The organism is Legionella quateirensis (genome assembly GCF_001467955.1).
In the GTDB taxonomy this organism is placed as follows: domain Bacteria; phylum Pseudomonadota; class Gammaproteobacteria; order Legionellales; family Legionellaceae; genus Legionella; species Legionella quateirensis.
The window spans coordinates 124,689-133,495 of record NZ_LNYR01000003.1; the positions used below are offsets into that span (position 1 = coordinate 124,689).

Below are 8,807 nucleotides of genomic sequence, written 5' to 3' on the forward strand. Positions count from 1 at the left end.
CACCTAACAATTGAATATAAATAGTTTATAAAACAATAATACACACCTATTCGACACCTATAATTAAATGATATAATTATTTAGCATCAGTTAAAATTAATGCACTGAACCTGCATTCTAAATTTAAAAGAGGATTTTATGCCCAAGGCTTATTGTTATTTAAATCAAAAAATCATTGATCAACTCGAATCCATTAAAAAAGATGAAGGCCATGATTCATCGTCTCAAACAATGAAAGAAATGATTGAGCTAGGGATAAAGGTTTATCTCCATAATAAAGATAATCCAGTGATAAGCGAGGATGAAAAAAGACGTTTAGAAAAGGAAGAGGAATTAAATCGTCAACACACGACTCATCTTTTAAGATTGCTTGGAATCAGTGCTGATATTTTTCGTTGTGTTTATGATAAAAATAAACTTCAAAGTGATTCGAATAATCCCGAAGAACATATCGCAGAACTTAAGAAAAAGGTAGATAATTTCATTGAAGGATTTATCAATAATTAAGTTTTATAAATGGTATTTACCGTTAAATTTGAAAGTAAGACAGATAATTTTAATTCTAAAAATTTTACCAAGAATTGGACATTAATTGTTTTAATTGGAAATGAGTGGTTAATCCAATTAAAGTAAATGCGCCTAATGAAATAGCTAAACTACCATAATAAAACAGATCATTTCCATTGGGAAAATGAACTATTTGGTCAATAAATTCGATAAATAAAAAATACAATATCCAAATCAAAAATAACCACAGAGACAATCCCCTTTTTACATCGAAATAAAAACAATGAATACGACTTAATATTGCTAAAACGATAAAAAACGGGAGCGATATAAAATAGAAGAACATTTGCATTCCAGATGGATCATACGCAACCTGTAATAGGTTATTCATTTTAGTGGAACAAGCTATTAATACATAGACATAAATAAGGTAGGATGATGATCCATTTATCAATATAAGAGAGATTATTCCACTTATTTTTTTCATATAAAAAATTCCTATGATCAATTAACAGATTTTAATATATTTCCATTTCTTCTCGCTGAAGGGTCTTTAATTTATCAATTGAATTGCTTTTAATTTCAGGAATTTCAAGTTTAACCTGTTGTGAAATGGCTTCAAGGCACTTCTTAATTTGATCTTGATTTAAATCTGTTTTATTGAGGCTTCCAATCAATTTATCAACACTAACTGCTTTATTTAATGTATCAACTACTCCTTGTATCCCCCCGCTTTTATTGACATCATTAAAGTCTTTTTGATGCAGAGGAATAGCAATTTCTACAGTCTTTCCATGCTGTTTTAATCGTTCAATGGTTTGAATAATTACCCTATCCTCTTTAATAGGTTTACCATCATTATCCATGCAAATGACTATTTTATCAGTGAGCAATGCCATATCGATATTTACAAAATTTTCCTTGCCCAGTGTAGCTATAACGCGTTCATTTTGAACTGCATCTCTGATGCTTAGTCCTGTTTCTACACCTTCTGCAATATAGGTAACACTTTCATGCCCTGTACCCTCATTTAATATGACTCCAGCGCCTGCTTTTGAGCCATAAGTTTTCTTAGGTTTCATCTTCATTATCGCTTTATTTGCGGTTTCATTATCCAGATATACCGCTTCAACGCAGGCTACTTTATTGTCTTTGTCCCGAGCAATATTCAATAGTGCTGGTCTGTAGCGAACTTCTTCGGTATCTTTAGTATAAACATGGGGATGAAAGCGAATATTTTCTCCAGAAACATTATGAATCTTTCTGATTTCTTTTAAATACCGCTCTGCTATTGTGCCTGATATGGGTTTAGATTCTCGCGCTAATTGCATTCCATAATCTGATGTTTTTCTTTTCTTATAAGAATCGATTTCTTGAATCTTATTAGGGGTTTTGCTTGCTAATTTAATACGTTCCTTTAAGTCATCACCTGTTAATTTTGCAGCATATTCAAGACTTTCTTTAAAGTTTAGATTTAATGTTTTTTGAATCAAATGAAGCATATTTCCTTTTTCCTTTGTTTCAAAGTTATGCCAAACACCTCTTTTTTCTCCACTTAAACAGATGCTTAAGCTGCCGTTAGTACCGTATCGATATTCTGTTTTTGAAGAAAGCGCTCTATTGGGTTCTCCAAGTAGTGTTTCAATCACAAGCTCAGCCTGGTCGGATAAATGTTGTGACAGCGTGTTGGCATCATAGCGAGCTTCCTGGTTCTTAATTTGGGGCATGCTTTGCGCTAGCTTGGGTGATTTTGGTGGCTCATTGGGCGTTTTGGACTTTATTGGGGTATTCAGACGGCCAAGCGATTCCAATGCAGAAGTTTTTTCAGGAGTAACACGAAGTTGTTTTTGTAGTTTTTTATGATCGTCTGTATAAATCATCGCATGCAAGGAGCCTCGCGTTACCATGATATAAAATGAACGTAGATGGTTTACTTGAGCATTTTTAGTTTCAGCAACTCCAATAACAAATGGGGATGAAGCCCCTTGAATGGAGTAACTGGTAGCAGTATAACTATAATCCCAATGGGAATCCTTCAGCTGTTTTTTTTCCAGTACGTGCGCCACACCACTGCTGTCTTTTACGGTAAATGACTCATCATTTACCTCCGTCACCTGCACCCTTTCATTAGCGAAACGTCCCAAAGTTTTATCAGATTTTTTAAAGTGAATTTTTTCACCCACCGAAACCTTTCCTGGCATGGATTGAAACAATTCAATCTTCCAGTCTTTATTTTCTTTTTCAGGAACAAAGAGACATTTATTTCCTTTCGTATCATTTAATACCACTACTTTCGCTGACTCATCTACCGAAACCACTTTAAAATAGTGCTCTCCTTTCTTTAAAAAATACTCTTCTTTCTTTTTTAAGCAATCTCGATACGTTTCACAATAATAAAGCTCTGCAGTGGTGTAGTTCGTGCTTAGTAGCCGCGGAAACTCTTTGTTTTCAAGGCCTATGCTAGACTCTTTCATCAGCGCATTTCTAATCAGACCATTTGCAACTTCCCTTTTTTTATTCTCATGAATGATAACAATGGTGTTATCACGGCATGCGGGTGTACGTGATAAATAATCTCCTACAGCCATTTCTATGGGGCTTTTTTGTTTTAATTCTTCCTGGAAGAGTTCTCTTTGTTCTTGTTGAGTGGGTTCCTGTTCCAGGCTCGTTTGAGTCGAATGGCCTGTTTCAATAATTGAAGAGGTAATGTCATGGTAAGGACTATCGGCTTTAGTCCGGGTGATTGAGTCTAAGGGTTGATTAGCTAACTGAGTTAAGGCCTTATCAATATCACCCGTGATTAATGTTTCGATTGCTTTTTTATATCCGATGACTTGTTGTCGCACCAAATCATCCATACAGGCCACTCTGATGCTTCCTTCTTGAATCAATATCTTGCTTGGCTTACCACTTTCAATGCTTTGATGCTGGCTAATATCGCCAAGCATTGCGCAACGAGCGCCCGAACTATGAATTTTTTGGATGAGGCTTGCGCAATCTCGATTAGAGACCATAGAAGATTCATCAAGCAGCACAAGTGTTTCTTTGTTTAATGTCGATTCCTGTTCTTGTTCAATAAGAAAACTCTTTAATGTTTGCGCTTCAATGCCCAGCGCCCTCATTTCCTTTACAGCCTGGTGTGTGGGCGCGACCGCAATCAGCTCAACCTTTTCATGAGTCATCGATTGAACATGTCTGATGGTGTCAATCGCACTTCGAGTCATGGTTGTTTTTCCTGTTCCTGCATAACCCTGAATCATAATAAACTGATCGGATGTAGTCGTGATTAACTCACAGGCTTCTTTTTGGCCTTTGGTAAGGTGCGTCAGTTCTAATTGTTTTCGTGCTTCATCACCACTCATCAGCGGCTTTATCATGTTAATGCCTGCTTTAACATTCTTGATAATTGACTCTTCAAATGCCACCGCTTCTTTGGTGGTCAAAATCTCGTTCCCCCCTGATATTAAATCCCCATTAGTTATGACCTTATCCAAGACGTTATTTAATTCGTTAAGTCCTGCTTTTCCTATAGCCTGATGAACAGCAACCTTAAGCAAGTCTGACCGAGTAAAGGCTGCTTCTCGTTCCGAAAGATGTGCTATTGCAAAATTCAGCGCTTTTTCTGCATCACTTTTCGGGGTTTTTTCCGCGGTTAAAACAGTTAAGGCCTGTTCCAGTGACGTGAGCAGATCAGCCGTGGTTCTACGGTCAATAATCTGTGCACCATGATTGGTTTTGGCAGCATCCAAAGTCAGCGATATCGCTGAGGATTTTGTTGCAGTCTTCATTGCAAACCGATTAGCCTTGTCCACATCATCCGTAATAATCATTAATTCTTCTTTGCTCGATTCGCATAATACCGACATGGTATTTTGTTTGAGCGCATAGGCCGGTAGTGTCATAATGGTTTGTTTCACGGGTTTAATATCATCAGAATAAATGGTTTTGGCATAGGCATGGCTCAATGGGAAATGCTTTTCGTTACTTGTGATAAGATGAATAGTTTTTTTTCCATCTTTTATTTTTATTCCATGGCGGGTAAATGCAGTGACCTCATATTGGTTGCCGATTTTTAATCCTTCAAAGGATAAACTGCCCGTAGCAATTAATCGATCTCCTATCCCTACTGATAATGGTGTTTGTTCATAAACCTGCATGGAATCTGTAATATTTTTAGCAGCAAGTTGTGATCTTGCCCCGTTATGATTCCGAACAATCAATTGATTGTCTTTTTCATTGACACCGATTACCGTGAATTTTTTTGATTCTGTACGGGTGTTCTGGATTAATACCCAATCGGGCTGATAACTTTTGGCCAGTTTTTTTTCACTGAGGGTCAAGGACATACGGGTTAACGTATTTATACTCTTTTCATCTACTGAAATCTCCCCGTGCTCTTTTAACTGCTTACGGATTGCTTCATTGACCTCTTTCGCTTCGAGCTTTGAGACAGTTAATACTTTTGTATTCTGCCTCTGGTTCAACGGCAAGTTACTGTACATTTGTGCTGTTTTTAGAATACGCCCTTCAATCGTTTTTTCTTCTATGAGATTGATGTTGGTGGCAGGCGCTTTCCTGTCATCAACATCAAATGTTTTTATGCCGGCTTTATTCAACAAGTCGGGAATATCGGATTTAAAACCAGAAAGGGATTGTGATTTTTCCAGCAAAATGACTTTGGCACTCCGCTTGTCGGCAATAGATAATAAAGTATTCATCTCGTCAGGTGTCAGACGCTGTGATTCATCCACAATCAGCACCTCGCGCTCCTTTTTACTGTTAAAGAAAGGTAATTTATGCTCTGAACGATGACGATAATTAAAGCCTGCTACTGTTTCACACAAATCCTGTTTTCCAATAGATACAATCCATTGCCACAGGGTAGGCGCTGATTTAGTCATGTCCTTATTCATCGTCCGCGCAGAAAATGCAGAAGGAGAAAGAATACGAATTTTTTTTGAATCCTGTGAATAATCAATTAAAGTGCTTAAGAGCTCACGCGAGGCAGCGCTTTGTTGTTTGATGCGCACAACTCCTTCTTTGTTAAATAAGGCTTGAGTTACTGCTTTTTGAATGGACTCATTTTCGGTGAGTTTGCAAACCTTTTCCGTATTGCGTTCTATGCCTTTTTTTTGGTGTGTGAAGTTCACGATTTTTTTAATGAGCTCTTGTTCCTTGTTAATGAGCTTACTCGTTGTAAAAGAGGAGTTTTCTGTATTAAGAGCAATCAGATTTTGTGCATCAATTTCTTTATCAATCCGTGACATCAGCGCTTCAAAGCCCTGTTCACCTAAGGAAAAATAAAGGCTAGTCTGTAACACTTCCTGATAGGTAAAGGTTAGTTTTTTTTCCTCTAAATGCGCAATTGCATCAAGAACACTTCTATCGAGTTCTTGATTATTGGACATGGCTTCTTTGGGCGTATGCGATTCTTTAGTTTTTTCTTTTAAGGTGGCAAGATAGGTGGCTGGATTAATGCCTAACGCTTCACTTTCAGCGCTCCATCGTGTGCGTAATTGCTCTGGAGAAACCATTTCCTTTGATTTCCTTGAATCCAAAGTTGCTCTGTCATACGCTTTTAATGAATGAGAGTGCATCCCTTTAATGTGTTCTTCAACCTGGGTACGGCGTTTAGAGATTTGTTCCAACAATGCCTTATCAAAATGCTTGATTTCAAATAAACCATGGGCATCACCCGTATGCTCTATTTCGAGTCCCATTTCTTTTAAACCCAGAGCTATTTCAGATCGGTACACAAGCCCCAAAAAGATTTGATTATTCATAATCCATTCCATGGTGCCATTATTGCGACTGATATCAGAAGCCAAAGCACGCCATTTGCCATCCAACCGCTCGGTGAAATTCATCAACAATGCGTGCACATGCAGCTGAGGATCAAGCTCTCGGGAGGTATCATGAAGAATGGCTGCAAAACAAAGATTCCCTGTTTTTTCATATTCCATGCCATCTTTTCCTGATTTACGGGCTTCTGCCGCCTCCTTCTCAATCAGTTTTAAGACTGTCTTTACCGCATTAAGGTGCAAATCAATAAATTCTTTGTGTTCACAAACCAGTCCAAGATACGACACGGATTTTGGGGCAGAAAAAGTTAAATCATAGCCGCCTCGCCTGTTCATTTCACCAGTGGCTGATTTCAAGCCTTTAATCAGATCGCTACTTGGTAATTCGCCACTGACAAGAGACTCAAGGGTATTTACGTTAACTTCTCCAGAAAGATTTTGACGTGCAGCACTTAATCCAAACCATTGGGTAACCAATTGGTTCGTAAAATAATAATTTTCCTGATCAAAATAATAACCAGGCTTTTTAATGGGTTTAACTCGCAGACTTAACATGATTTATTCCTCTATCAAAAAATGAATTCTTTATCGGACTCGCGTTCGATACGTTTGATGTTGGTTGGCGCTTGCACCTCAAAACGATTGCCGGTGGGCTCATTAACAGCAGAATCATTTTTAAGATTTGCATCACACGGAGGGAGAGACGGCATGGCACGAGGTAAAAACCCTGCGGCCTTTATACTTCTTTTTTGATAATGAAGTTCCAGCTTTGTAATAGGGTATTGACCTGGCAATCGCAGATAACAGGTAAGCGGATCAAGTCCCATAATTTCAGGATAGGTTACTAAGGGGCGTGTTATACGGTTTTTTCCTAATGAAATACCGTCACGAATGGAGTTGGCTCCATAAGAGTAATTTTCTCGGGTGTCATCAATTTCTTCATCCCCAAGCTCTTTACTGACAAGTTGCGCCATTTCATGGCTTGGACTTGCAAAAAAGGCTCGGGTATTAAGCAAATCAAAAATTTCAGCTGCCCCACTACGACCATATACCTTCTCTAATTGACTAAAGCTCTGCATTCCCAGAAGAAAACAGCCGCCAAATTTCCTGACTTCAGCAATGGTTTCACCCAATAAGGGTAATTTGTGCAGGCTTGGTAATTCATCGCAAATAAACCAAATTCGCCTGTTCGCGTCTTCTGGCAAACTTAAGAGTGTCAGTGATGCCATGGCAATCCACATCGAAATCAACGGCTTTAAAGATTTATGTTGTTCCCCATTGCTTGATATAAAAAGCCAGCCCTCCAAATCTTTATTTAACAGATAATCACGAATGGAAAAGGAAGCCTTCCCAGACTCATCAAGCCCACTTAACGACTGCATTGATTTAAGGTAGGTTGTAATGACGGAGCGAATGGAGATGGCTGTTTTTTCTATTTTATTACTGACTAAAGTCGCTGCAGCTGTACCGCTGAGATAAGGTTCCAACTCGCTAAACTCGCCAGTTACAAGTAACCCTAACAGCTTGGATAAGGAACGTTCTTTATCCTCACGCATTTGACTTGCAAGACAGGCAAACACGGTACGTGCTGCATTAACCCAAAACGGATCGTTTTCTCCGTGCATGGGGATGAGGCTTTCTGCCATATTCTCCAGTAATTCATCTTTTGGGGCTTCCAGCCATAAATCCCAATTAGCGCAGCGTGCATCAAAGGGATTGAGTAAGACATCATGACCTTCCTGAAAATACGCCTGAGTAAACGTGCACCCCTTATCATAAACAATGACTCGGTCGCCACGCGCACGTAAACAATCCATCAATTTCATGATGAACTGACTTTTTCCCATACCGACCGTACCATGTACTAATAAATGCTGTACCTCTGAGCCTTGCAAAAGAGGGAATCCATCAAGATGTAAATCAGATGCTTTTCTTTGCTTTATTATCTGTTTTTTAAGTGTTTCTGATGAGACTAAACTCGCCCCTCGTATAAATTGGTTTTGTGTTTGTACCTTTCCTCTATAAATGAAATATCGGCTCACCAAAAGTGCCACAATCAACGATAAGGGAAAACTCCATAAAGTTGACTGTAACAAGAATGTCAGTAAACGATCTGAGGTAGCAGAAAAATAGTGATTGTGGAGAAGCTGCTCGACAGTTTGTGATGCATACCCCCCTTTAACAGGGATAGAAAATACATGTGGCACCCCTGCCAGGTGATAAAAATGAGCCGCGTGATAGGACACCGTCTGTCTTATCATTCCATGTGGCGCAAAGATACAAGTCAATACAATGCTTAACCCTGCCCAAATGAATAAGTAAACATGAAAGAGCGCTTTGTTAATCTGAAACCACATCCGCAGATTATGGAATGAGATCTGGCCTCCCCGGGTATAATGTTTGTAATTGGATTCATGACTCATTTTATCTTCCTCCTGCTTGTTTTGGGCAAAGCAGCGGCTTCCACTGCTTGTATTTGTGGTTAAAAATTATTCTTTT

Annotated in this window: 4 protein-coding genes; 1 reads left to right on the forward strand and 3 read right to left on the reverse strand. The window is 38.6% G+C overall.

Annotation, left to right across the window (positions count from 1 at the left end):
• The first annotated feature begins 138 nt into the window (after positions 1-138).
• Positions 139-507, forward strand: a complete 369-nt coding sequence (locus tag Lqua_RS02130) for a hypothetical protein (RefSeq protein WP_058472665.1) — start codon at positions 139-141, stop codon at positions 505-507.
• A gap of 64 nt (positions 508-571) precedes the next feature.
• On the opposite strand, the gene Lqua_RS02135 is transcribed toward Lqua_RS02130, so the two are convergent.
• Genes Lqua_RS02135 through traD form a run of 3 tightly spaced genes read right to left on the reverse strand, consistent with a single transcriptional unit; the run spans position 572 to position 8,731 of the window.
• Positions 572-994 (reverse strand): hypothetical protein, encoded by a 423-nt coding sequence (locus Lqua_RS02135; RefSeq protein ID WP_058472666.1) that lies wholly within the window; start codon positions 992-994, stop codon positions 572-574.
• Positions 995-1,025: 31 nt separating this feature from the next.
• Positions 1,026-6,863, reverse strand: coding sequence for a conjugative transfer relaxase/helicase TraI (gene traI, locus Lqua_RS02140; RefSeq protein ID WP_058472667.1), 5,838 nt, complete (start codon positions 6,861-6,863; stop codon positions 1,026-1,028).
• A gap of 14 nt (positions 6,864-6,877) precedes the next feature.
• Entirely contained in the window at positions 6,878-8,731 is a 1,854-nt protein-coding gene (traD, locus tag Lqua_RS02145) for a type IV conjugative transfer system coupling protein TraD (protein ID WP_058472668.1), read from the reverse strand.
• Between the last annotated feature and the right edge of the window lie 76 nt (positions 8,732-8,807).